This is a genomic window from Aeromonas sp. 601039 (assembly GCF_049174415.1).
Classification (GTDB): domain Bacteria; phylum Pseudomonadota; class Gammaproteobacteria; order Enterobacterales; family Aeromonadaceae; genus Aeromonas; species Aeromonas veronii_A.
The window spans coordinates 74,422-99,605 of the sequence record NZ_JAAKTL010000009.1; the positions used below are offsets into that span (position 1 = coordinate 74,422).

The 25,184-nt window shown below is 51.0% G+C and carries 19 protein-coding genes; 5 read left to right on the forward strand and 14 right to left on the reverse strand.

Features of this window, described 5'->3' with window-relative positions:
* Positions 1-9: 9 nt before the first annotated feature.
* Positions 10-1,074 (reverse strand): adenosine deaminase, encoded by a 1,065-nt coding sequence (locus G5195_RS09725; RefSeq protein WP_421231788.1) that lies wholly within the window; start codon positions 1,072-1,074, stop codon positions 10-12.
* Between the two features lie 197 nt (positions 1,075-1,271).
* Here G5195_RS09725 and G5195_RS09730 point away from each other — a divergent pair, with 197 nt between their 5' ends.
* The 4 genes from G5195_RS09730 to asnB all read left to right on the forward strand — a co-directional run bounded on the left by G5195_RS09730 (position 1,272) and on the right by asnB (position 6,006).
* Positions 1,272-2,021: an HAD-IIA family hydrolase gene (locus tag G5195_RS09730; protein ID WP_005337281.1), complete on the forward strand. Its 750-nt coding sequence runs from the start codon at positions 1,272-1,274 to the stop codon at positions 2,019-2,021.
* 54 nt (positions 2,022-2,075) lie between these two features.
* Entirely contained in the window at positions 2,076-3,650 is a 1,575-nt protein-coding gene (locus G5195_RS09735) for a cation:proton antiporter family protein (protein WP_005352794.1), read from the forward strand.
* 130 nt (positions 3,651-3,780) lie between these two features.
* Positions 3,781-4,149 (forward strand): cupin domain-containing protein, encoded by a 369-nt coding sequence (locus G5195_RS09740; RefSeq protein ID WP_421236063.1) that lies wholly within the window; start codon positions 3,781-3,783, stop codon positions 4,147-4,149.
* Between the two features lie 192 nt (positions 4,150-4,341).
* Complete coding sequence (gene asnB / locus G5195_RS09745) at positions 4,342-6,006, forward strand: asparagine synthase B (RefSeq protein ID WP_005352808.1); 1,665 nt, start codon at positions 4,342-4,344, stop codon at positions 6,004-6,006.
* Between the two features lie 317 nt (positions 6,007-6,323).
* On the opposite strand, the gene G5195_RS09750 is transcribed toward asnB, so the two are convergent.
* From G5195_RS09750 to G5195_RS09805, 12 genes are all read right to left on the reverse strand, one after another.
* On the reverse strand, positions 6,324-6,830 hold the full coding sequence (locus tag G5195_RS09750) for a hypothetical protein (RefSeq protein WP_227342501.1): 507 nt from the start codon (positions 6,828-6,830) through the stop codon (positions 6,324-6,326).
* 60 nt (positions 6,831-6,890) lie between these two features.
* Entirely contained in the window at positions 6,891-8,225 is a 1,335-nt protein-coding gene (locus G5195_RS09755; protein ID WP_216953368.1) for a capsule biosynthesis protein, read from the reverse strand.
* Between the two features lie 7 nt (positions 8,226-8,232).
* Complete coding sequence (locus tag G5195_RS09760; protein ID WP_421236064.1) at positions 8,233-10,224, reverse strand: capsular polysaccharide biosynthesis protein; 1,992 nt, start codon at positions 10,222-10,224, stop codon at positions 8,233-8,235.
* Between the two features lie 95 nt (positions 10,225-10,319).
* Positions 10,320-11,117, reverse strand: a complete 798-nt coding sequence (kdsB, locus tag G5195_RS09765; protein ID WP_421236065.1) for a 3-deoxy-manno-octulosonate cytidylyltransferase — start codon at positions 11,115-11,117, stop codon at positions 10,320-10,322.
* A 96-nt stretch (positions 11,118-11,213) separates the two neighbouring features.
* Positions 11,214-12,011 carry a 3-deoxy-8-phosphooctulonate synthase gene (gene kdsA / locus G5195_RS09770; protein WP_421236066.1) on the reverse strand — a complete coding sequence of 266 codons (798 nt, stop codon included), beginning with the start codon at positions 12,009-12,011 and terminating at the stop codon, positions 11,214-11,216.
* Between the two features lie 9 nt (positions 12,012-12,020).
* The gene (locus G5195_RS09775) at positions 12,021-15,557 is read right to left on the reverse strand and encodes a hypothetical protein (RefSeq protein ID WP_421236067.1); all 3,537 of its coding nucleotides are present in this window, start codon (positions 15,555-15,557) and stop codon (positions 12,021-12,023) included.
* A 204-nt stretch (positions 15,558-15,761) separates the two neighbouring features.
* Positions 15,762-16,757, reverse strand: a complete 996-nt coding sequence (locus G5195_RS09780; protein WP_421236068.1) for a KpsF/GutQ family sugar-phosphate isomerase — start codon at positions 16,755-16,757, stop codon at positions 15,762-15,764.
* 76 nt (positions 16,758-16,833) lie between these two features.
* A complete protein-coding gene (locus tag G5195_RS09785) occupies positions 16,834-18,051 on the reverse strand; it encodes a sugar transporter (protein WP_421236069.1) in 1,218 nt (405 codons plus the stop codon).
* 15 nt (positions 18,052-18,066) lie between these two features.
* Positions 18,067-18,717 (reverse strand): ABC transporter ATP-binding protein, encoded by a 651-nt coding sequence (locus G5195_RS09790; protein WP_421236070.1) that lies wholly within the window; start codon positions 18,715-18,717, stop codon positions 18,067-18,069.
* Between the two features lie 11 nt (positions 18,718-18,728).
* Positions 18,729-19,529 carry an ABC transporter permease gene (locus G5195_RS09795; protein WP_421236071.1) on the reverse strand — a complete coding sequence of 267 codons (801 nt, stop codon included), beginning with the start codon at positions 19,527-19,529 and terminating at the stop codon, positions 18,729-18,731.
* 64 nt (positions 19,530-19,593) lie between these two features.
* Complete coding sequence (locus tag G5195_RS09800) at positions 19,594-21,363, reverse strand: polysaccharide biosynthesis/export family protein (RefSeq protein ID WP_421236085.1); 1,770 nt, start codon at positions 21,361-21,363, stop codon at positions 19,594-19,596.
* A 25-nt stretch (positions 21,364-21,388) separates the two neighbouring features.
* Positions 21,389-21,763 (reverse strand): hypothetical protein, encoded by a 375-nt coding sequence (locus tag G5195_RS09805; RefSeq protein WP_201996467.1) that lies wholly within the window; start codon positions 21,761-21,763, stop codon positions 21,389-21,391.
* Positions 21,764-22,933: 1,170 nt separating this feature from the next.
* On the opposite strand from G5195_RS09805, the gene G5195_RS09810 reads away from it, so the two are divergent.
* Positions 22,934-23,458 (forward strand): acyloxyacyl hydrolase, encoded by a 525-nt coding sequence (locus G5195_RS09810; protein WP_216953357.1) that lies wholly within the window; start codon positions 22,934-22,936, stop codon positions 23,456-23,458.
* Positions 23,459-23,627: 169 nt separating this feature from the next.
* Here the strand turns inward: G5195_RS09810 and G5195_RS09815 are convergent, their stop codons facing one another.
* Positions 23,628-25,124: a C69 family dipeptidase gene (locus G5195_RS09815; protein ID WP_421236072.1), complete on the reverse strand. Its 1,497-nt coding sequence runs from the start codon at positions 25,122-25,124 to the stop codon at positions 23,628-23,630.
* Between the last annotated feature and the right edge of the window lie 60 nt (positions 25,125-25,184).

A 25,184-nucleotide genomic window follows, 5' to 3' on the forward strand; every position in this document is an offset into this window, starting at 1 on the left:
GCGCCTGACTCAGTGCAGCTGCACCCCGTGGCGGGCGGCATGAGTGCGAATGTCACGGGTCAGCCGCGCCTTGTCGGCCAAGCTTAGCCAGCTCGCCTCCACCGCATTGAGCGACAAGCGGCAGAGCTGACTCATGGTCGCGCCAAGGCCATCGGCCAGCGCCGCAAAGTTGGCATTCATATAGCCGCCAAAGTAGGCGGGATCGTCCGAGTTGATGGTGACGCAGAGCCCCTGCTCCAGCAGCCGCAACACATTGTGCTGGGCCATATCGCCGAACACCTTGAGCCGGGTGTTGGAGAGAGGGCAGACGGTGAGCGGCAGCCGGGTATCCGCCAGATAGCGCAGCAGCTCGGGATCATCGGCCGAGCGCACCCCGTGATCGATACGGCATACCTGCAGCTCGTTGATCGCCTGCCAGATGTAGTCGGCAGGCCCCTCTTCACCGGCGTGGGCCACCACCGGCAGCCCCAGCTCGCGGCATTTGGCAAAAATACGGGCAAATTTGCTGGGCGGATTGCCCTTCTCCCCCGAGTCGAGGCCGATGCCATGAATGCGTGACAGGAAGGGCATAGCCTCTTCCAACGTCGCAAAGGCATCCTCTTCGCTGAGGTGGCGCAAAAAGCTCATGATAAGGCGCCAGCTGATGCCAAACTCCTGCTCTCCGATCTGCAGCGCCCGCTCGATGCCGCCCAGCACAGTAGCAAAAGGGACACCGCGGGCGGTGTGGGTCTGCGGGTCAAAGAAGATCTCCACATGCACCACCTTGTCGGCGGCGCAACGCTCAAGATAGGCCCAGGTGAGGTCGAAGAAGTCCTGCTCGGTCACCAGCACGCTGGCGCCGCGATAGTAGAGGTCGAGAAAGGATTGCAGGCAGTCAAAGTCATAGGCGGCGCGCACGCTGGCCACATCGGGCCAGGGCAGTGGCACATTATTGCGGCGGCCCAGCTCAAACATCAGCTCGGGTTCGAGGCTGCCCTCGATATGCAGGTGCAGCTCCAGTTTCGGCAGTCCGGCGATAAATTGCGCGGCGGTGAGGTGTTCGGGGGTGACTGGCTTGGGAATCGGGGTGTCCATGGCAACGGCTCCATCAGCAAAGTGATCCGGCGTCAGCCCCTCCACCAGACTGACCCGACGGCAGCTTTATTGTGCACCGAAGTGGCGAGACAGGGGAGACTTGTCATCAAACAGACTTATAATGGCGTCACAAAAATCATAAATGATTGAACATCTTAACGATTGGCGGCTCGCCTGCGCCCTGACAAGGAGTTTTCATGAAGAAGAACGTCATCTGCGATATCGACGGTGTCATCCTGCACAACAACGATCTCATCCCCGGTGCCGACCGTTTCGTCCATCGCCTGCTGGAGCAGGGCAGCAAGCTCTTGTTCCTCACCAACTACCCGGCCCAGACCCAGAAAGATCTGCAAAACCGCTTCCGCTCCGCCGGGATCGAAGTGCCGGAGGAGTGCTTCTATACCTCCGCCATGGGCACCGCCGACTTCCTCAAGCGTCAGGATGGCAAGAAAGCCTATGTGATCGGTGAAGGGGCGCTGACCCACGAGCTCTACAAGGCCGGTTTCACCATCACCGATATCGACCCGGACTTCGTGGTAGTGGGCGAGACCCGCAACTACAACTGGACCATGATGCAACAGGGAGCCAAGTTCGTGGATCAGGGGGCCCGCTTTATCGCCACCAACCCCGACACCCACGGTCCCATGATGCACCCGGCCTGCGGCGCCCTGTGCGCACCCATCGAGCGGATGACCGGCAAGAAGCCGTTCTATGTCGGCAAGCCAAGCGCCTGGATCATCCGTGCAGCGCTCAACCGGATGGAGGCCCACTCCGACGACACCATCATCATCGGCGACAACCTGCGCACCGACATTCTGGCGGGCTTTCAGGCCGGTCTCGAGACGGTGCTGGTGCTCTCCGGGGTGAGCAAGGTCGCCGATATCGACCGCATGCCGTTCAGACCGAACCACATCTTCGACTCCGTGGTCGACATCGATATCGTCTAATCACCACCCAAGCGTTAAACAGGGCAGGTCTCTCCTGCCCTTGCAGGATCTGTTATGGAACCCATTCTGATCGCCGTGGCCTTTGGCTGCGGCATGGTAGTCAATCTGATTGGCCTGCCCCCCCTGCTCGGCTTTCTGGCCGCCGGTTTTATCCTCAACGGTATGGGATATGAAAATACCCCCGCCCTGAGCGAGGTGGCCGATCTCGGCGTCACCCTGCTGCTGTTCACCATCGGCCTCAAGCTCAATATCAAAACCCTGATGCGGCGCGATGTGTGGGGCACCACCAGCCTGCACCTGCTGCTCTCCACCCTGCTCTTTACCGTGGTGCTGCTGGTCTGCAAGGGACTGGGGCTCCACCTCGCCCTGTCGCTGGACTGGAAGCTGGCGCTGCTGCTGGGCTTTGCCCTCTCCTTCTCCAGCACTGTCTTTGCGGTCAAGGTGCTGGAAGATCGCAGCGACATGAATGCCCTCTACGCCCGCATCGCCATCGGGGTGCTGGTGATGCAGGATGTGTTCGCCGTGGCATTTCTGGCCTTTTCCAGCGGCAAGTGGCCCAGCATCTGGGCGCTCTGGGTGCTGGGACTGCCGCTGCTGCGCCCGCTGCTGTTCAAGCTGCTGGAGCGGGCCGGTCACGGCGAGCTGCAGGTGCTGTTCGGAGTCTTTCTGGCACTGGTGGTCGGGGCCGCCGGTTTTGAAGTAGTCGGTCTCAAACCGGATCTCGGGGCACTGATCATCGGCATGCTGCTCGCTTCCCATCCGGCGGCGGCGGGATTGGCCAAGGCGCTCTTCAACCTCAAAGACCTCTTTCTGGTCTGCTTCTTTCTCACCATCGGCCTCAACGGCCTGCCGACCCACGACACCATGCTGCTGGCACTGGCGCTGGTGCTGGCCCTGCCGCTCAAAAGCGTTCTCTACTATCTGGTCTACAGCGGCGCCCACCTGAGGGTGCGTACCGCCCTCCTCTCGACCCTGGCGCTCACCAACTTCTCGGAGTTTGGCCTGATCGTCGCGGCCATCGCCGCCAAGGCGGGCTGGCTCTCCCACGAGTGGCTGGTGGCGGTCTCGCTGGCGCTGGCGGCGAGCTTTATGATCTCTGCCCCGCTCAATGCCCAGAGCGAGCGCATTTATCACCGCATCGGCCACTGGCTGCGGGGATTGCAGGCAAGCAACCTCCATCCGGAAGACAGACCCATCGAATTGGGCGATGCGGAGGTGATCATCCTCGGTATGGGGCGGATCGGTCAGGGGGCCTACTTCGAGCTGGAGAACAAGTACGGCAACGTCATCCTCGGAGTGGAGAACGACAGCGAGAAGCTACCCACCCTGCGAGCCCAGGGGATGAACGTCATCGAGGGGGATGCCACCGATACCGACTTCTGGGACAAGGTGCTGCTCTCCAATCAAGTCAATCTGGTGCTGCTGGCGATGCCCCACCACTCGGGTAACCTCTACGCCATCGAGAAGCTGCGCAGCCATGGATTCAACGGCAAGATCGCCGCCATCGTCCGCTTCGAGGATGATATCGCCTCCCTGCAGGAGCAGGGGGTGGATGCGGTGTTCAACGTCTACAACGAAGCGGGCAGCGGCTTTGCCCGCCATGTGATCCGCCGTTTGCAGCCGCTCTGATCCTGAGGCCAGCGGCTCTTGGCAAGGGAATGCACATCGTTTAAGTTATGCACAACCTCGTTTAATAAAACGAACAAACGCGGGGCCGGGATGGCCCCGCGTTCCTATCTGCCGCAGCCAAGGAGGCACCATGAAGACTCTCAACGACTGGATTTTGCTCGATCGCCACGATGCGACCCCCACCCCACTGATGCCCGCCCCCGAACGCATTAAAGCGGGCAACCCGAGTCAGACGGTGTGGAACCACTACTCCGATCCCAGCCAGCAGTTTCACATCGGCTTCTGGGCTTGCGAGCCTGGCCGCTGGGCCATCCACTACACCGAGCACGAATATTGCCAACTGCTGGAGGGGGATGTGGTGATCCACGACAATCTGGGCGGCCAGCTGGCCCTCAAACCCGGCGATCAATTCGTGATTCCGGCAGGCTTTGTCGGAGAGTGGGAGACCCTTACCCCCTGTCGCAAGGTCTATGTGATCTTCGAACCCGCCTCGGCTTGACGTTCACGTCACCCGGCCCCGTTGCAGCAACCCTTATCCTGTTGATCTGCTTGACGCTTACGGCATGATTTTCTGCGGTTTTCCCGCTTGCAAAAGGTTTTTCCGCTAGGCATTGTGTCTGACGAGGAATGTAAATGGAATTTCGAGCCCAAACGTGGGGGGCTCATATAAAAATCAAGAGGATTACCGCCAATGTGTTCAATTTTCGGCATTCTGGATATCAAGTCCGATGCAGTAGCCCTGCGCAAATCGGCTCTGGAGATGTCCAAGCGACTTCGTCACCGCGGGCCTGACTGGTCCGGCGTCTACAGCTCAGACAAAGCCATTCTGGTGCACGAGCGTCTGGCCATCGTCGATCCGGGCAATGGCGCCCAGCCGCTCTACAACCCCGAGCGCACCCATGTGCTGGCGGTCAACGGCGAGATCTACAACCACAAGGAGCTGGAAAAGACCCTCAAGGTCGACTTCCAGTTTCAGACCAAATCCGACTGTGAAGTGCTGCTGGCTCTCTACAAGGAGAAAGGCCCGGCGTTTCTCGACGATCTCAACGGCATCTTTGCCTTCATTCTTTATGACGCCGAACAGGATGCCTACCTGATTGGTCGCGATCACATGGGGATCATCCCCCTCTATACCGGTCGCGACGAGCACGGCAACTTCTATGTCGCTTCCGAAATGAAGGCGCTGGTGCCGGTCTGCAAGAGCGTCGAAACCTTCCCGCCGGGACACTATCTGTGGAGCAAGGATGGCGAGCTCAAACAGTGGTACAAGCGCGACTGGATGGAGTACGCCGCGGTCGAGCACAACGTCAGCGACAAGGCCGAGCTGAAAGCGGCGCTGGAAGCGGCGGTCAAACGCCAGCTGATGTGTGACGTGCCCTATGGCGTGCTGCTCTCCGGCGGGCTGGACTCCTCCGTTATCTCCGCCATCACCAAGCTCTATGCGGCACGCCGCATCGAGGACGATGGCAAGAGCGAAGCCTGGTGGCCGCAACTGCACTCCTTCGCCGTAGGGCTCGAAGGGTCGCCGGATCTCGCCGCCGCCCGCAAGGTGGCTGATCACCTCGGCACCATCCACCACCAGATCCACTTCACCGTGCAGGAGGGTCTGGATGCCCTGCGCGATGTCATCTATCACCTCGAGACCTATGACGTCACCACCATCCGCGCCTCCACGCCGATGTATCTGATGGCACGCTACATCAAGGCGATGGGGATCAAGATGGTGCTCTCCGGCGAAGGCTCCGACGAGCTGTTCGGCGGCTACCTCTACTTCCACAAGGCGCCCAACGCCCGCGAATTTCACGAAGAGAACGTGCGTAAGCTCGCCTCTTTGCACCTCTATGACTGCCTGCGCGCCAACAAGTCGATGGCAGCCTGGGGTGTGGAGGGTCGCGTGCCCTTCCTCGACAAGGAGTTCATGGACGTGGCGATGCGCCTGCAGCCCGCCGACAAAATGTGTGGCAAGGGCAAGATCGAGAAGCACATCCTGCGCGAAGCGTTTGAAGATCTGCTGCCCCACGAAGTGGCATGGCGCCAGAAGGAACAGTTCTCCGACGGCGTAGGTTATTCGTGGATCGACAGCCTGAAAGCCATGGTGGAGCAGGAAGTGACGGATCAGATGTTCGAAGCGGCCGCCTTCCGCTTCCCCATCAACACCCCGCTCACCAAGGAGGCCTACTTCTACCGCGCCATCTTCGACGAGCACTTCCCGCTGGAAGCTGCCGCCCGTACCGTGCCCTACGGCAAGTCGGTCGCCTGCTCCACCCCCACCGCGCTGGAGTGGGATGCCAAGTTCAAGGAGATGGCCGACCCGTCCGGCCGCGCCGTGATGGACGTGCACCAGCAGGGCTACTAAGCCAGAGCGGGGCGACCCCATCGGCTAACGCCAGATAGCAAAAAGCCCTTCACCATGGTGAAGGGCTTTTTATTTTTAAATGTTCCAGATGCAATCAATATTGATAAATGAATATGCCACTTAGCTCATCTTGAAATAAATCCACAATAATTGTTGCTCAGATAAAATGGGGCATCATTTTATGACTCACAAGTCAAAATCTGGCCTGAAATATATTTCACACAGCTTGCCAGATTATATCCACCACAAATGTGTATTAAAAAAACGTGACAAAATGACAAAGTACAATGCGTAATGGCGATCATATTTCGCTAATATTACAGCGTCCATCGCAATGAGAAGGTGGTGACCGCGACATGGTCTCCCCCAGGTACCCAATCAACCTTGGGTGCATAACCGACTTCCAATGCAACTGACTTGTAACCCAGTATCACTATCGGCAAAGCGGCAAAACCATCAATACCCGAACCGTTGAGATAACCAGCCTGCGCCCCTACCCCAGCAAAAACATGTTCGGTGAGATACCACTCTTTCCGATAAGAGAAACCCGCATAACCAGCTGTATTTTCTAGAGAATCCCGATAAAGCCCGCCGCGCAGCGCAAGTTTTCCCGTGTCGTTGTCACCCAAGAACACCCACGCCAATCCCAATCCCGGGTTAAAACCATTAAAGTCACAGGTTTTGCTTTTTTTTCCTGTTCCCTGCGAACAATCACTGTGTATTGATGCCCCGTGAATAATAAGTGAAAGATCATGTTCAGCTGCCATGGAAAAAGTCGGCAACCCCAAGAGTCCAATGGATAACAAGCAACCGTGAATGTTCATGTTAACCTTCCTGGTTTTATTTACCTCTCACTAACACACTAAATCAAAAATAGGCAGACATCAAACGAGTAACATCAGAGCGGTTGAACCGATAGATGTAAACGGGTCGCTAATACCATCGAGAGTGGCCAGCCAGGGTAATGTAAGGCACATGGTATTATTCACCCTCATACGGCGTTCCGGCGATACAAGCTCATCACGCATATTCGGCGCTGAAAGCTTCATTTTTTCCATGACCGCCAGCGCACTCATTTTCAGATGACGGTAAAAACTGGCATTGAGCTGGGTCAGATGGAGCAAGGAGTGGCGCACCCGTTTGAATGTCTCGGCACATACCGGGCTCTGCGAGTGCCAGAAGGAGGCCAGCGAACCTTTGGTGGTCAGACCGTCAATGTCATAGAGTGCCCGCCCCATGCAGAAGGTGGGTACATCATGGAGCAGAGCAGAGAGACCGACCGTGCTGTTGATGGTGATCACCCCTTTGAGCAAGGGATACAGGGTTGGCAGCGGCAGTTCATAACCGTAAAAGACCCTCCCCTCCAGGCCAAGCACCGCAATGAGTCTGTTTATCTGGGCACGATAACTGACATAGCCCCGATCCATGGGGTGGTGCTTGAACAGCAACACATCTTCGGGTTTGGCATGCTCCGCAAAGGAGTTGATCACCTGCGCAACCATCTCCTCCACCCCGCTCAGGTCAGAGTGCTCCCGGATCTGAAAATCCTCGGTCACTTGCAGTGGCACAAAGAAGATCCGCCCGGCGTGCTGCGGCAACGCCTTGAGCAGGGCGCGATCCTGGCGCAAGTTGCCGTATTTCACCATGGCGCCACAGACCCACCCCATCGCCTCCTGCACCAGACTCCAGGGACGGTGATTCACAAAGTGGGGATAACGCCAACGGAACAGCGACTTGTTGATGTGGTAGCGACTGGCATACCAGGCGCGCACCGCAAAGGTCTTGCCCACCTTGAGCGAGCTGTCATAAGGCACAGGCCAATCCAGTTGGGCAAGTTGATCGCGCCGCTCATACCAGGGGCTGAAGGCATTGACCCCACCCTGCTCCAGCGTGACGAAATCGGGTCTGAGATAGCCCTCCTCCATCGCCCAGAATGGCACTCGCTTCAACTTGCAGATACGGCCAGCCTCCAGATGGTAATAACGGCAGTCCCCGTAACAGATCACCGTATCGATACCCTGCTGCTTGAGCACCCGGCGGAAAAAGGCGTTCCAGCTCTCCGGTTTCCCGCGAAAACGCAGATTTTTTCCGGCACAGGGCCAGCACTCATCCCCGCCATTGAAATGGATCTTCACCACCTGATGTCCCGCCTCGGTCAACTGGCGACTCAGGGTCTGAAAGAAAGGGCCAAGCGGGCCTTGCAGTAACAAAATCTTCATTGACGACTTATCTCAAAAACGGGGAGAGAGAGGGGCGCTGCATGAGCGTCTGGAACAAGTAACCGAGCTTGAGCTGCCAGCGTTGCCAGCGGCTCGCTTTTTGGGCCGATGAGTGTCCCTGCTTCGCCAGTTGGTGGATCAACTGCTCCGGACTTATCCAGAGCCCGGTCTGCCAATCGAGATAGAGCGGATAGGCAACCAGCGTCAGATAGACCAGCGCCGCCAGCGGCAGACTACGTTGACGACGAGCAGGCGGATTGGCATCCGTGGTCAACCCCCAGCCACTGTAGAAGGGTTGGCCCCAGGTCGTCACCTTGACCCCCTGCACCAGCGCCTCGAAGCCACTGAGCGAGGTCATGGTATGCAGCTCATCCACATGGGGATAGAGGCTGGTGAGCCCAATATCCAGCACCTGGCTATCGACACACTCCACCAGACAGGCCGCAGAAATCGCCCCGCCACGATTGCCCGCCACCACATCAGGGTGTGGCTTGTAGAGAATATGAGCATCGGGTTTGGCCGCTCGCACCGCCCACAGCAACTGCTCATTGCTGCGAATATGGGGGCTCCCGGTCAGGATGGAGGCATCGCCATCCACCTGACCCACCACCAGCACCAGCTCACGGCCATCATCGGGCCTGGTGTAGTGCTGCGGCTCGCCCACATTGTATTTGCTGACCCTGTGTTCCCGTAGCAAGGCGAGCAGCGCATCCCCGCGCTTGACCTCCGCCTCTGTCAACTCCTGATAGTTGAGCAACTGTTCCAGCCCGCTGGGAGTGCGACTGTCGAAATAGATCCCGACCGGGTCCAGTGACAAGGAGGAGGGACGACAGAGATTGGAGCCCAGCCCCCTCGAGCGAATAAAACCATCCTCGACCCGGATTGCAGAGGCGAGATCGGGGTGGCGGCTACCCCACACCAATATCTGCTCGTCACCGGTCAACCGCTTGGGTGGCTTGCGCACAAAGCGCAGCTCATCGGCCAAATGCTGGCAAAACGCCTGCATAAATGCCCGCTTCCACAAAGAGAACCCCACCAGATAGAGTCGGCGCCAGCGCGGCGCGGGGCGGCGCTGATTGTCAATAATGGCGATCACCTCCTCGACCTCGCAACGCTGTCCCAGCACAGGGTCGAGATAGCGGGGATAGCGGATCAAGGCTGCCGCGACCAGCTGGGCGAGCGACACTTTTACGTTGCGCCGTTCACACTGCTTGCTGTCATGGGTCAGCCCCCAACCCGCATAAAACGGCATACCGAAACAATAGACCGGCTTGCCAAGCAACAGGCCCTCAAAACCAAGCTGTGATGACACCGTATAGACCGCATCCACCACATTGAGCAGCGCATGGGGATGGCAGTGATCGGCCACAATCTCCACATCATCCAGGTTCAGCCGGGCCAACACCCCGCGCTTCTTGCCAAGGCGAGTATCGGGATGGGTGCGCAGCAACAGGCGCGCATCGGGATGATTGCGGCGGGCCGCCTCCACCATCGCCACAAAATCAGCTTCACTGGCCAGCGCCCCCGGAATGGAGAGATCCCCCGAGACCTGATCGACCAGCAGGATCCTGGGTTTGGCGCTCTGCTGCAGACGTGTGGCAAGCCCTGATGGCAAGCCGCCATAGTCCCCGACAGCAGAGAGGGCGGTCACGCTGCCGCTGGCAATCGACTGACCGGGGGCAGTGGCATAACAGTTGTATTTGGTGACCCCGAGGCGTACCAGCTCACCGATCAATCGTTCGGCTCGAGCCAACATCTGTGGCTCGCACGGGGTGGCAATCAATTGCTCAAGCTGGCTGGGCTGGCGGGCATCGTAATAGATCCCCACCGGATCGGCGATCAGCGAGACCGCCTTGCCCCCCCTGGCGGGATGGCCGATATAACCGATAAAACCATCTTCAAGCTGCCAATAGGGCAATCCTAACGCTTGTGCCTTCTGCTTAATCTGCCTGGTATTGGCTTTTTGGCCCCAGCCAGCAAGCAAATCCCCAGCCTCCAATGAAGCGTTGGACGTAAAACAAGCAACGGACTGATCAAATAGAGGCTCAATCTGATCACGACGGGAATATAATCCCTTGCTGCTAACCCAAATTGTCATTGTGGAGCGACAACCTCAGACTCGAAATGGCGCTGAATACGAGCCAGATCCTCTGGCGTATCGACACCATGGGGAGGCGCTTGTTCCACTCGGGCGACAGCAATCTTGATACCATGCCAAAGGGCTCGCAATTGCTCCAGTGACTCCAACAGCTCTAACGGCGAAACGCTCAGATGGCTGAGCGATACCAGTGTTTTCACCCGATAGGCATACAAACCGATATGGCGTAGCCAGTTTGGCGCAACGGCAGCAGCATGATTCAGATTGCTTAGATTTTCAGAAGTGAAAACGTCGCGATCCCACGGAATGGGTGCACGAGAAAAGTAGAGTGCTTGACCGGCTTTGTTTGTAACTACTTTGACGCACTGTGGCGCCATGATTTGGGCAAAATCAACGATAGGGCAACCGAGTGTCGCAATGCCGCTTTCCTCATCTGCTGCCAGCGTCTCTGCCGCCAGCCGAATAAGATGGGCAGGCAACAATGGTTCATCGCCCTGCACATTGACCACTATCTCTTCGTCACCCCACCCCTGCTGAGCGGCAACTTCTGCCAAACGGTCAGTACCACAGCTGTGGTGAACACCGGTCATGACGACATTGGCACCAAATGCCATAACAGCGTCATAGATACGCTGGTCATCCGTCGCCACCCAGATATCTGAGGCAGGAATGCCGGTCTCCAAAGCTCGCTGCCAAACATGCCACACCATGGGGCGACCGTTAATCAAAGCAAGGGGTTTACCCGGTAAACGGCTGGAGCCATAACGAGCGGGGATCACAATTTTGTACGACATAGACAACACCCAATTTCAATCGGTCATAAACGCAAAAGGAGTACCCACAGGTACCCCTTTACTTACACAGCCATAAGTTCCTTGGCATTAGCCGCTTTAGATCAGCGCATCTTCCAGAAAACGATGAGCACGAGTGATCTCATCCAGCTCCGCCAACACTGTCAGCATCTCCTCCATAACGGAAAGAGGCAGCATATTCGGGCCATCGCTGAGCGCCTTGGCTGGCTCGGGATGGGTTTCCATAAAGAGACCATCCACTCCCACTGCAACCGCTGCACGAGCCAGCACGGGAACAAATTCCCGCTGACCACCGCTGGTGGCACCCTGTCCGCCCGGTTGTTGTACGGAGTGGGTTGCATCAAATACCACTTTGCAACCGGTGCGGCGCATGATGGGCAAACCACGCATATCAGAGATCAGGGTGTTGTAACCAAAGGAAGTACCACGATCGCACAACCAGATATCCTGATTACCCACCTCATGGCACTTCTTGACAACCTGCTCCATATCCCAGGGAGCCTGGAATTGCCCTTTCTTGATATTCACCGGCTTGCCACAGCGTGCGACACGCTGAATAAAGTTGGTCTGACGCACCAAAAAGGCCGGGGTCTGCAACACATCGACGACACTGGCCACTTCTTCTACTGGCGTATCTTCATGTACATCGGTCAGAACGCGTAGACCATAGGTCTCTTTAACCTTTTGCAGGATCTGTAAACCCCGCTCCATACCGGGGCCCCGGAAGCTGCCGGTTGAACTACGGTTTGCTTTGTCAAAACTGGATTTAAAAATATATTCCATGCCCAGTTTGGCGGTGATATCTTTAATACGACCAGCGACATCCATCACCAGTTGCTCGGATTCAATAACACAGGGACCAGCTATTAAAAACACTTCGCCTCCTTAATTGATAGTTTTTCGTAATACTAGGCTTAATACTTTAGATCTAGATGTTTGTGGTTCAAAAAACCATTTCAAGTTTCTTATTATAGGATTTTTAGCATCATTAAAGAAACGATATGGCGTGTTCTTTAATTTCGACCGCTTCTTATTTTTCATATCAACAACAATAGTCTTTTCCTTGCCAACTACATTGCTTTTCAGTGTTTTTTTATCTACAGTATTAGTAGGAGAGAGTAGTTTATATCGCTGCCTTGCTCCATTTTTCCACTTTGATTGTTCTATCAACAACTGAGCGACATCTGGTTTAATAAAACCATTTATATCCACATGATTTTTATTAGGTTTGGCAATAAGCCACACCGAACCACCACCAAATAAATTCTCCACTTCAAAGTTATCAAAAATACATGCATCTTTTGGCGATGGATGATTCGCATAATCCAGTATGATTCTTGTTGATAATAATGGAGATATCTCAAACAAATCTTTATACTTTTCAAACCTCAAACTAATATCTCTGACGAAATCATTCGAGCCTCGGTGAATTTTTTCGAGTATAGGCTTACGTGTTCTTTCTTCTTCTGCATCTAAAAGATTTATTTTTAATCTTCCATTTTCCCTAGTGAAGTTAATTAAGCTACCCTCAAGGGAACTCAACGCAGCCTCAAATACAAAAACATGATCATTTAACTGGTGACGATATGCTATACGATGATCATCCAACCCTTGTAAATAACCATCAAAAATAGCATTCCCAAAATTATTTCTTGAATGATTGTGAGTCAAAAAATAAAAACCACCTATTTTATCTGTTGAAAGTATTTTCCCAAGATAAAATTGCATTGAGCCACTGTAACCAATATCTACAACAGCGGTATGACCTTTGCCAACATTTTCAATAAAATCTTCACCTTCAAGATATTCCAGTAGTGTAGAACGTTCTTTATTTGCTTTCTCAAGTATTAGGCTCGAGATTTCCTTTAAGAAATCATGTAGTTTTTTGGTCTCAAAAGATGGGGTGACAATACTATCAGCTCTATATTTATATTTCTTTGATAGCTTTTTATCAATCTCACCCCACTCTAAATCGAATCTTGATTTTAGTAGGCTAGAAAGACTACGTGGATTAAAATTTTGAGATGCCAATTCAATAATATCTTCTACATTTGAAATAGAAGGTAATGTTACAGCTCTCCTAGATGCATATAAATAATGAGTTTTAGGTGCATCCTCATGTTTTTTGTATAGTGTGTCAAATGCTTCCTTTAATATCCATCCATCTCTAGCAAGGAAATATAGATGTTTAGTTCCAGTTTGCTTTGCTCTTCTATATAACCATTGAGTAAATCCTAAAACCATTGGGCCTATAGCCATGTACCCATATTTATATGGTGAACCAGAAAAGGTATCTGTGGGATCAAACTTGTTCCAATGGTCACTATTAAATCTATTGGCGAACACACCATTCAATATAGATGTTGATGAGTGTTTTGCAGAAAATGTTTTCTCCAACACCATTGCTGCTTTTGAACGTCTATAGTTATCCATCGCCTTAGGAAACACATAACTACGTAAACCATTCCTTTTAGCCATATCGCCATCGGCTGTTTTATTATCACCGACATGAAGAGCTTGGCGAGCTTCAATATTAAATTCTTTTATCAACTGTAAGTATTCTGGGTATATTGTGCCGTTATGTTTTCTTGTTTTATTGGTGGCAGATGACATTAATATATCTACATGCCTGTCTAAACCAATTTTATGAACCACCTTATCTATAAACTCTTTTTCAAAATAAATATCTGTAATTATTGTTCTTATCGTACAAGTCAACTCTGCAAACTTGAACTCTTTAATCATTTTTTTCTTTGGATGAACAAGACATAACTCAGCATCCATTTCAACTTTCATGATTAATGCAAGCTTTCTGTCATCTAATCCAGTCAACTCACCAATTTTTTCGTATATCTGATCTATGGTTATTTCAAAATGTCCTTGAGTTGGTCTCCTAACATCAGCTTCAGCTCGTCTTCGTATATCATGGAATTTGAAATTCCTATTTCCTATTATCTCTTGTACTTTAGGCTCAATGAAAAGAAAAAGTTCATGGGGTTCTATAAAATCTCGCTCAACTAAGGTATCAAATAAATCAAAAGAGATAGCTTTTGCTTCGGCCATTGCTACCCTCAAGTGATCTGCTTGAACTTCTATTTTTCTCATTGCGATTTCTTTATCTAACAACCAGCCTTTTCTTCCTTCCCAAAGTCTTTTTCTGAGTTCAGGTACAGAAATTTCATCAGAAAAAAGATCATCTAAACTACCAAACTTAATTGTTTGGTAAATATTATTCATTCTATTGAAATAATTTTCACCATTGAAGATATCAAACTTATGAGAAAGATGTACTTTTGCCAATAGATTATAAAGAAGGATATCATTATTAATAGACTTTTGGTCTATAACCTGTTCAATAAACTCACTTATATCAATAGAGGTAGACATAATATCAACATGCGAACGTCCTACCGTTAATAGTGGTTTTCGCCAAAGAGCACACTGGTATGCAATTGATGAAGATACAGTTAATACGCCATCAATATATGGAACTAGAAATTGTGAAGGACCTGGTACATTCTCACTATTTTCAAGATATACGAAGTTACAATACTTTTCCTTTAACTTATCTACTTGCTCATTTGATATTTGTCGGCGGTATCCATGCTCAGTTACAATAACGGCTATATTTTTAGGCGTATTCGATAAGGCGAAATCTACAACTTCATATTGAGAAGAAAAATCAGAGCAGGCGTTGAAAGCAAAATACTTATCTATCTGACAGGCTACAATATATGCAGCATCAAATTCTTCATATATTTCAGATATAAATCTCTTATATGGAAGATTCTTTGCTAGAGATTTCGCAGCATCTCTTCTAATTAGCCTTAATAAATCAGATTTGTTGCTATCCAGTGAACCCTCTTTTAATTTTTCCCTGTAAACTGACTGATAAGAATCTTTGTACAGTCCATATGGATCTAATATTCCAAATGCAGGAAATGGAGCCCTAGAAAATGCACCAAACATACTATTTAAATGCACGGAATCAGGGAATGCTAACTTCATGAATGGAGATGGTGATTCGTATGTAATAGTGACGTCAGGATAAAAACCATCTAGTTTTGATGCTATCAATGACGGAATCTCTTTTATCTCACTTGCTGAAATATCGCCTTTCGCCCACCTCATTGACGCTTCATAATTATCACCACTAATACTATCTATATCTTTACTATTTATAATTATGCATTCGCAACCAGAAATTTCAAGGCCTTCGGAGATAGCCTTTGCATATATTATTTCACTTAGTATAACTTTTATTTCAAGTGATGACTTAAACGATTTTAGACATTTAATCTCTGGAATTATATGAGATCTAAATGTTGCATATCTGAATAAAGGGTCCTCCAGTTCTATCTGCGGCTCCAAATAATACAAAATTTTTTCAATAGATTCTGGAAAAACATTATTAACTGACATAAACAAACCCCATATTAAAAATACTCAATGCAATCTCATTTTAAAGATTCTTTTTATATAAAGATAAAGTGTTTTTACATTTAATAATAAATCTCTATTTTAAGTGTTTTATTGCTGAAGTCGACTCATAAAAATTTTTAAACATTGAAAATATCTTTATTATTGCAGAAAAATCAAAGATAATTAAAATCGTGCGTGGAAAATTTAGTGATAGAAATCGATTATCCCTACAGGCAAAGATTGGGCATCAACAACTAACAACTGTTTAATCTGATGTTCCCTCATCATTGCTTCAGCATCACTTAACATGATATGAGAATAAGCGGTCACAGGTGAACATGTCATAATATGACGAGCTGTCATAATATTTAGATCAAAATCATCACGCATCATAGATCTTCGTAAGTCCCCATCAGTAATCACGCCAATTAACTTCTCCTCTTCCATCACCAATGCAATACCGTGCTGGTCTTGTGTCATTCCAACAATAACCTCTTTTAAGGGGGCATCTGGAGTGACTTTGGTCAAACGGGTACTCATCACATCTTTTAAGCGAGTCAGCAGACGACGGCCCAAACTGCCACCAGGATGAAACTTGGCAAAGTCGTTAGGCATAAAGTGGCGTTTATTCATCAGGGCTGATGCCAGTGCATCACCGATCGCCATAGTCAAGGTGGTGGAGGTGGTAGGTGCGAGATTGTTGGGGCAAGACTCCCCTTGCATTTTTATTTCCAATACGGCATCGGCGTTTTTTGCCAGGGTGGATTGCATACCACCGGTAATGGCAATAATGCGATTACCAAAGTTCTTGAGTGAAGGGATTAGTTTTAATACTTCGTCAGTTTCACCACTATTGGAGATAAGCACCACCACATCGTCAGGGGTAATCATCCCCAGATCACCGTGAAATGCTTCGGCGGGATGAACGAAGAAGCTTGGGGTACCTGTAGAAGCAAGGGTGGCCGATATTTTACGACCTACATGGCCAGATTTACCCATACCACAGATAATGACATGCCCTTTGCACTGGATCATCAAAGAGAGTGCCAGCTTGTACTGTGCCCTATTAAACTCGGCAGCCAGTGTAAGTAATGTATTGCCCTGCTGCTTGAAAGTCTGCTTGATGCTATCCATTACATCTCCATCAAACGGCACTTCATCATAAAAATTGCGAATATCTACACTTTGTTGCGTTTTCATGACTTTCGTTTATCCCTATTTTGTTTTTATAAATACCAACTTTGTGGTGCCATACATCACTCAAAAGAGTGAGTTATCAATCCTGATGTTCACGCAGCGTGGCCAATCCCATTATCACCAAACCATAAAACAGGCAGAGTAATACTCCAACTGTGGTCAGGTTATAGATACGGCGTGGATATTCAGCCTCTTCCGCCAATGTCGGACGCGTGACAACTAATAAGTGTTTAAGTTTGCGATAGGCTTCTACACGGGTTTGCTCCAGGCTGATCAACCCGGTCTTGTAGAGATCGGCAGCCAGAGTAGCCTGGGTTTGCAAATCCATATATTGGGCGGTGATTTCGTTCATCGCCTCAGGCGTCACCTGATTGCCAGCACCGGCATCATGGGTGGTCAATTTCGCCTTTTCCTGTTTTAGTTGCTTGCTTAACGCATCAACACGACTTTGCACCGATACCACCCCTGGGGCACTCTCTTTCATATAACTGCGCAATTGCTTAAGTTCTGCCTGCTGGCGCACCAGTTCAGCTTCAATTTCACTGACTACACCAAGGCGTGCAGTGCTGGTCGATTCCGGGCTAATTAGCTGATGGCTATTTTGAAACGCCAGCACCTTGGCTTTCTCTGCCTGCAAGCGTTGATGAGAACGGTTAACCTCTTGTTCGACAAACGCGAGCTGGTCCATGGCGACCTGATGGCCCAGCTTGTTGATAAAGCCTTCCGCTTCTTTCAGCATCAAGCTGACTACCTTCTGGCCATATGCAGGATCGAATGCCTGCAGTTCGATGGTTAATACCCCGGAGAGTTCATCAAGACGCAAGGTCAGGTGGTCACGGTAATATTCCAGAAACTCTTCGCGGGTGGCACTGCTCGACAAGCGTGAGAAAAAATCAGCATTACTGCCTTGGTAGTGCGCCTTCAACGCCAGTTCCCGATCCAGTTTTGCCAGCAGATCCCAAGAGCGCAGATAGTCTTGTACCAGCAGTACATCCTGATGATTGCTGCCACCCAGCCCCAGCATAGACAGGGCATCGGGCAACATTTTGATTTGATCTGCCTGCTTTATGATGATTTCGCTGCGGCTGACATAACGGTCTGAAGCAATCCCGCCAAAATAGAGTGATGCGACAACAAAACTGACCACCACCCATAAAAAACTGCCCAGTTTCAGGCTTTGCTGCCAGGAACGATGAGCGAGTTTGTAACCACTGGAGTCAATAAAAAATCGTTTGGGCTGATTGCGCAATTTGCGCAGCAGACGGAGAGGTTTGTTCGCAGGAATAGGATGAGTCATGGTTAGGCTTGCTTGTTACAAAGTTTGATAAATACGGATGGCGTCGTCGATATTGTCGAACACTTCCAGCTGGCCATTGCGCAATAACATGCCCATATCACACTGCTGGCGCAGGTTTTTCATATCGTGTGATACCATGATAAGGCTGGCGGTTTCACGCTTTTTGTTAAAGACGTCGATGCACTTCTGTTTAAAACGGGCATCCCCCACCGAGGTGATCTCGTCGGTCAGATAGATATCGAAATCGAAAGCCATGCTGACGGCAAAAGAGAACTTTGATTTCATGCCGCTGGAGTAGGTTTTGATCGGCAGTTCAAAATGCTGACCAATCTCGGAGAACTCCTTGACCCACTCCTCAACAGCTGCCGTCTCGCGCACCCCATGAATGCGGCAGACAAAACGGGTATTTTCACGCCCCGTCATGCTGCCCTGAAAGCCCCCCCCCAATGCCAGTGGCCAGGATACCCGGCAATATCGGCTCACCTTGCCACGGTTGGGCATATCCATGCCCCCGAGCAGTCGTAGCAGGGTCGATTTGCCCGCCCCGTTGACCCCCAGAATGCCGATATTGCGGTCCCGAGGCAGGGTGAGCGATACATCGCGCAGCACATAGTTACGACCAAATTTGGTCGGGTAGTACTTGGTAACAGAGTCAAGAACGATCATCAGGTTTCACTTTAACTGGCGATAAGGCGGCGATGGCTTAACCGATAGCAACTCATGGCGAAGGTGAGCAGTATCAGGGTGACAGCAGCCAGATAGCTCGAGCTGACATAGGGGCTACTGTAGCCGGCAATCCAGCCACTGCGAATAAGCTCTAGAGCATGCACCAGCGGATTCCATAAAAACCAGTGCCGATATTGGGCCGGGATGGTGGCGAGCGAGAACATGACGCATGAGATAAACATCAATGGCATCATCAGTAGGTTGAGGAATTTGTCGGCCTCTTGCACCAAATTGCAGATCACGCAAAAGACAATTCCGAGAGAAAACGAGAATACCATCAACAGCAGATAGACAAGGATCACCTGCAGCGGATCGGCAGGAATGGCATCAAAGCCAAACCAGATTAGTCCCAATATTAATACCCCCCCCACCAGCATCCCGACCATGGTTTCGAGCATAAAACGGGCAATAAACGTTGAGAACGGAGTGACCTGGCGGTAACAGAACAGCCCCATATTGGCGCTGACTGCAGATTGCAGCTTGCTGACCACATTTTTAAAAAAAATAAAAGGCAGATACCCTGCGGTGATAAATAGTGGTGCTGGCGCTCCGCCAAATCCGCTATGACCGCGCAAGCCAAAAATCAGGCTAAAGGCACCGATCATCAGCAGTGGATCCAGTAGTGCCCAAGCATACCCCAAGCGATAGCTGCCAAAACGGGTTTTAAGCTCGCGAATAAGCAGGCCAAAGACAACATCTCGCAATACCTGTAAGGAGGTACGCGGCGTTTGATTAAGAATCGGTTTATTCATTAAGTCGCTCTACCGTATAACAGACTCGCCGGGGGCGAGTCTGTTTTACGCCGCAATCAGCGGCTTAGTTAATTGCTACGTTAGCAGCCACGGCGATCTGATAGATAATTTGAGTAATATCCTTGACCGATTGCATGGTTTTGCTGTCAACCTTGGGCAACACCAGGATCTGATCACCGGGCTGGACACTCCCCTTATTTTTAAACTCCACCAACCCGTTGGCATGAACCACGGCAATCCGTTGGTCATTCGCACGCTCGGTGAATCCGCCAGCCCATGCCACATAGTCATCGAGAGTCGCATTGGCGTTGTAGACGACGGCCTGTGGCATCAATACTTCCCCACCGACCTGAATCAGGTCAGTTCTGTTCGGTATGACAATCTGGTCACCCTGTTCCAACTGAATGTTCGCAACAATCCCCTTGTCTGCGACCACCACCTTGCCAAGTGGCTGGATTTTTCTGGCCTTTTCGACAAAGCGCATCACCAGTTCTGCCTCTTTGGCACGGATCGACGCTTCACCATCCGAGCTGGCAGGAGCAGTAAACACACTGCGTTCCAACCGGTTGAGCGACTCTTCCAACATCTCTTTTTGCCGCGCAGCGACACTCTTGCGCATCAGGTAGATGGATTGGTAATCGGCAAGCTGTGGGTCAATGGGAATATGGTTGAGCAGCTCATGCAGTTTGGTCTGCTTGCGCACTGTAAAATATGAGGGTCCCATATAGCTACCAGCGACCTGCACATCATAAACCTGAGCATGCATGTCATCGTTGAACAAGACTTTGTCACCATCCTTAAGCTGGAGGCTGGCAAAATCCTTGTAAGGTAAATAGATGGAGAATGGACCACTTGGACGGTCACCTATCACCCCGACATGACTCACCTTGGCAAGCGGCAGAGCATAGTTGACCAACTCCGAGCCTAGCGTATTGCGCTGAGTCAATTCGAAACGGAATGGGTTACGCACCTTGCCCGCGACATTTATCATCGGGCCCTGTGGCTCTACCAGGATGACATCCTGATCTTTAAAAGAGAGCTTGGGCATTTTGCCTTGCTGCATGAATTCATACAGATCGATTTTTTGGATGACCTGGTTCTGGCGTAATACCTTAATTTGACGATAGCTGCCGCGCTCCGAGTCTATCCCCCCTGCCCGCTTGAGAAAATAGAGCACACTGTCAGAGGATTGACCCGCATACTGGCCTGGCCGTATTACCGGGCCAGTAACAAACACACTCACGGGAGTTGTTGTCAGCAGGTTGACGTAGATATTGACATTATTCGTAAAAACATCACCAATCCTGCTGGTCACCAGATTATTGACCTGGCTGGCAGGTACATTCTTGACATTTATCGGGCCGACATCAGGAATGAAAATATTGCCTTGATTATCTACCGTCACTACATTGGAAAAATTGACGGCCCCCCAGATCCAGATATTAAGTTTGTCCCCTGGCGCAATCAGATAATTGTCATTCAGGCCATCGCTGCGTTCGGTCTCATAGCCACCGGCAAACAGATTGGCGCCATAAGGAGGAGGTAATCCAACCTCTGCCTGGGGCAGTAATTTACGTACATCTGCCTCACCGGGTAACAACATTCCTTGACGATTCTGTTGAGTAAAACTCCCGGTCGTTGAACTTGTGTTGGCCTGCCCACTCAGTGCTGCTTGACCACCAAGCTGGGGGCCGGTGTTTTCAGCAGCCTTTCCTGAAAGGGTGTAACCAAATGATGATCCATTTGCTTGCGCTAAATCCGGGGCGGCAACGGCCATGGTTGCGCAGGATGTACTGATGAGAAACAGAAGTGTGCTGAGCTGATAAATTTTCATTTTGTTCAAAACATGTGCCTTCATTTTATTGCTCAGCAAGAAGGTTGCTGACAGAGGTCTGTTCCAGTTGAGGTATCAGATACCATTGTTCTTCAGTCTTGCATGCCGCACGTCTTTGCGAATGGCCTTGCATGCTGTTAAACAACAGCTCAACGCACTCAAGACCCAGAGCCGAAACATAGCGTTGCCCCAGGGTATAGGTAACATTGTTTCTACTGAATGCAGCGCCTTGTGGCAGTGTATTCAGCGCCTGCTGCAGGTCGGGAGGCATGGCATACAATTCGGTAGCAACAGACGGGTTGACGAGAGGACGAGACGCTTCTACCTGCTTTGGCTCATATGCACAGCCACCAACTTGTATGGCTAACGATATGGCCAATAACCGCGTTGCAAAATTCATGTGTCAATATTTCCCATGGAGTCAAGTGTTGATCTGTTAAAACCAGGTCGCCTTATGGTCTGGCAACGCTATTGCCGATCGACTCATTATCTTTCATGACCAAAAAACGAACTGACATGTGGCTGTTCATCCCCAGCCCTGCAACTGCAAAAGCGGGTTTTGAGTTCCTCATCAACAGACAATCTGCCGAGACTGCGAAGCGATACCAGGCAGTCTGAACAAGAGCGGTTTGCTCAAAAAATTACCATTTACAGTACGCATTTCAGAATGTTCTGAGTGAATCGAGCAAGACACGATATATGATGGATCTCAGACAGAACAGCAATAGTCTCATCAGGAGTAGGCATGAGCCCTAAAATGAGCAATGCTGCTCAATTGCTGTAAAGATGTAGCGATATTGATGCGAAATACTGTTTTTTTGCCATAGCTACCGCACGGCAATGACACCTTCCCGGACAAAAAACAGACAATTTGGTTGTAAAATAAAAACAGGAAGGAAAATAGCGAAGCATGCCAGCTCAAAAAGCCAGCAAGAATTGATTGCGATGTAAGCACCCATCCCGTTCATGAAAACGTCACAATGTGACGTATATCATACTTATTCTCATTTTTTTCGAATGCTATCAATTAGCCACAATTGGGTCAACACTCAAAAAACTCACCTGCATTCTTCACACGACAAAGAGGGACACAAGACTCTGTTTTTAAAAGATTTACACTCAAAGCAGCATTGGTAATAAATGTATTCGTACGGTGTAAATATTTTTGACGACAAGCAAGATTAATTTAGAAATTTCTTAATTATCCCTCGCTCCTCCAAAAAGAAATTAATTTTTGCGAGTCACATCCATTGAACTTTCAATTAAAATATGGTTAGCAATACTTTATTCGAGTTCGGCAACCTCTCTGATATCCCCATCAATCCACTCAGCCATTGCCTGAAAAGTGACCGCCATTAACATCACACATAACAAACTGTTCAAATAACGTTCAGCCAGACTCCGTTTTTCCCCCGTTATTGAGAACATAAAAGCGATAGACCATTTATTCGCCAACATGGTTTTTTTTAGTTTTTCTGGCCGTGATTGACAGGGTTATTGCCTGTTGACTATGCCTGATATGTGTCCGATTGAATCGGCACCACAGGGTCTCAACGACATTGGAGGGGGCATGGACGCTAACACTCTATCAAGGATTGGCCTGCTGGTTTCACTGCTCACCAGCACAGGGGCCGTGGCCAATGACAATATTCTTGCCCTGCAGCTGGGCAAGGCGTTCAGCAATGAAAAGCTCGACATCAAGATCGCCGATGCCAAGTTTCACCACATGTTCTGGCGCTGGGGAGACTCGGCCTGTCAATTTGGATTGGGAGTGCGTGGCGGTACCCTCAAGGTAGAAGATGAAGAGACAGCAAGACTGGGAGGCGGTGCCCGTATCGAATGCCAATGGGGTAACTGGGTGACCTGGATCCCCGGCGAAATGGTCTGGCTCGATCAGTATCAATTTGGCACCCGCGGCCACGGCTACAAGGATTACGGCGGTCCCTTGCAGTTCGCTCTGGGTATCGGCCTCGGTTACGCCATCACCAAGAATTGGCTGATCGGCTATCAGTATGAGCACATGTCCAACGCCTATATGTATGACAAGAACCCGGGGCTGGACAGCCATACCCTCCATATCGAGTACCGTTTTTAGCCAGACAGGCTTCGTCGTGCTCATCTGAACACTCTGCAAAAAAGCCTTCACTCCCGTGAAGGCTTTTCGTTATGTCGTCTTCTGATAACAAAGGTGACAGTGAGAAGATCACCATACTCAAGACATGGATGACGACACGCTCTGCCGCCTTACCACATCATGGGGGCAATCAGTCCTTTTTCGCCTTGTTGGCGAAGAAGATATCGGCCTGAATATCCTGGGTGCGTACAGTGAAGATCTGGTTGGTGAGATCTTCGGTCAGCGTTTCCGCCTCCTTCATCACCCGCAGATTGAAGTCGTTGAGCATGCTGTTAGCGGCGGCCTTGTCGGTTTTGACCGTTTTCAGGTAGCTGGCTTCCATCTCTTTCTGCTCTTTGGCGATCTTCGCCTCCCAGCTCTGGTACGCCTGCTTCACTATGGGGGCCAATTTGGGGTAATCGGTCATCACCAGGGTCTGCAGCTTGCGATATTTCCAGTAGATGGAGTCGCTGTCGGCCTTGTCGCTACCCATGGCATAGTGGGCCGGATAGGCTTCCAGACTGCTGTAGTAGGGAACGAAGGCGGTCAAGTCCGCCATGCCGAGGCCCACATAGGTCACCTCCCCCACCTCACGCGGCATCCAGGGGCGTACCTGCATCACGTGGGACTCGTAGGTGCGGAACACACTGACAGGGCGCCACGGCTCCTGACCGTTCAACCCCTTGCTGTAGGGATCGTGCTCGGTGCCGTCATAGTGATTGCGCAGCACCGCCTTGACCTCCTCTAGCGTCATCTTCTTCTCGGGGGCGAGGGTGACCGGGAACTGACGACCGGCATCCACCGCCTGCTTGAGCGAGGGGTTGAACATCTGCTGGATGGTCCAGACCCGCGGATCGTTATAGGTACGGTCCCGCTCGTCATCACGGGTATAGGCTTTCGAGAAGTTGAACGCCCCCTCCTTTTGCGGATGGTAGAGCCCCTTCTCGGTGGCAAATTCGATCAGATTTTTCGATCCCATCATATCGGCACTGGCGGGATCGTACTGCTGCAGGCGGCCCTGATTGCCGGTGGCAAAGTAGTGATTTTTCGGCAGACGCTGCGCCATCCAGTGATGGCCGGTGGCAGTCTCCAGATACCAAAGCTCGTTATCATCCACCACGGCGACACCAAATCCCTCTCCCGCGCCTATGGTCTCGATGATGTTGCCAAGCAACGAGATCGCCTCGCGGGCCGATGTGGACCGGGAGAGCAACACATCGGGAATGTCATCCTCGGTGATCCCCTTATCTTCCACATAGGGGTCAAAGGCGAGCGCTTCGGGTGAGGCAAAAATGGACTCGGTGCCGCTCACCCCGACTCCCTTCTCGTTGAACCCGGTGGCGCCATGCAGCTGGGTCTTCCAGTTCGGTACCGTGGTATAGCGCAGGGAGTTTTTCGGCAAGGGGTAGCTGAAATCATTGGCGCCATTGTGAGCCTTGGAGCTGTGCATACCGCTCTGCCCCTGCTTGGCCGGATGGATCACGAAATGCTGGGCTTTCAGGGCATCGCTGTCGGCGCTGCGGGCCACCATCATGGAGCCATCGGCGCTGGCTTCACTGCCGACCAGCAAGGTGGTACAGGCGAACGCCGACGAGAAGAGAGCAAGGTTGATGGAGAGTGCGACGACGCACTTTTTGAAGGAATACATAAGATCTCCTTGTTGCACAGAGTGGTTGCAAATAAGCGGTGGCGCGCCAGTCAACCTGCC

Bases quoted from the DNA above. Each gene is read 5' to 3' on its own strand.
- G5195_RS09725 (WP_421231788.1), bottom strand. From the start codon at position 1,074: ATGGACACCCCGATTCCCAAGCCAGTCACCCCCGAACACCTCACCGCC.
- G5195_RS09730 (WP_005337281.1), top strand. From the start codon at position 1,272: ATGAAGAAGAACGTCATCTGCGATATCGACGGTGTCATCCTGCACAAC.
- G5195_RS09735 (WP_005352794.1), top strand. From the start codon at position 2,076: ATGGAACCCATTCTGATCGCCGTGGCCTTTGGCTGCGGCATGGTAGTC.
- G5195_RS09740 (WP_421236063.1), top strand. From the start codon at position 3,781: ATGAAGACTCTCAACGACTGGATTTTGCTCGATCGCCACGATGCGACC.
- asnB (WP_005352808.1), top strand. From the start codon at position 4,342: ATGTGTTCAATTTTCGGCATTCTGGATATCAAGTCCGATGCAGTAGCC.
- G5195_RS09750 (WP_227342501.1), bottom strand. From the start codon at position 6,830: ATGAACATTCACGGTTGCTTGTTATCCATTGGACTCTTGGGGTTGCCG.
- G5195_RS09755 (WP_216953368.1), bottom strand. From the start codon at position 8,225: ATGAAGATTTTGTTACTGCAAGGCCCGCTTGGCCCTTTCTTTCAGACC.
- kdsB (WP_421236065.1), bottom strand. From the start codon at position 11,117: ATGTCGTACAAAATTGTGATCCCCGCTCGTTATGGCTCCAGCCGTTTA.
- G5195_RS09775 (WP_421236067.1), bottom strand. From the start codon at position 15,557: ATGTCAGTTAATAATGTTTTTCCAGAATCTATTGAAAAAATTTTGTAT.
- G5195_RS09780 (WP_421236068.1), bottom strand. From the start codon at position 16,757: ATGAAAACGCAACAAAGTGTAGATATTCGCAATTTTTATGATGAAGTG.
- G5195_RS09785 (WP_421236069.1), bottom strand. From the start codon at position 18,051: ATGACTCATCCTATTCCTGCGAACAAACCTCTCCGTCTGCTGCGCAAA.
- G5195_RS09790 (WP_421236070.1), bottom strand. From the start codon at position 18,717: ATGATCGTTCTTGACTCTGTTACCAAGTACTACCCGACCAAATTTGGT.
- G5195_RS09795 (WP_421236071.1), bottom strand. From the start codon at position 19,529: ATGAATAAACCGATTCTTAATCAAACGCCGCGTACCTCCTTACAGGTA.
- G5195_RS09800 (WP_421236085.1), bottom strand. From the start codon at position 21,363: ATGAAAATTTATCAGCTCAGCACACTTCTGTTTCTCATCAGTACATCC.
- G5195_RS09805 (WP_201996467.1), bottom strand. From the start codon at position 21,763: ATGAATTTTGCAACGCGGTTATTGGCCATATCGTTAGCCATACAAGTT.
- G5195_RS09810 (WP_216953357.1), top strand. From the start codon at position 22,934: ATGGACGCTAACACTCTATCAAGGATTGGCCTGCTGGTTTCACTGCTC.
- G5195_RS09815 (WP_421236072.1), bottom strand. From the start codon at position 25,124: ATGTATTCCTTCAAAAAGTGCGTCGTCGCACTCTCCATCAACCTTGCT.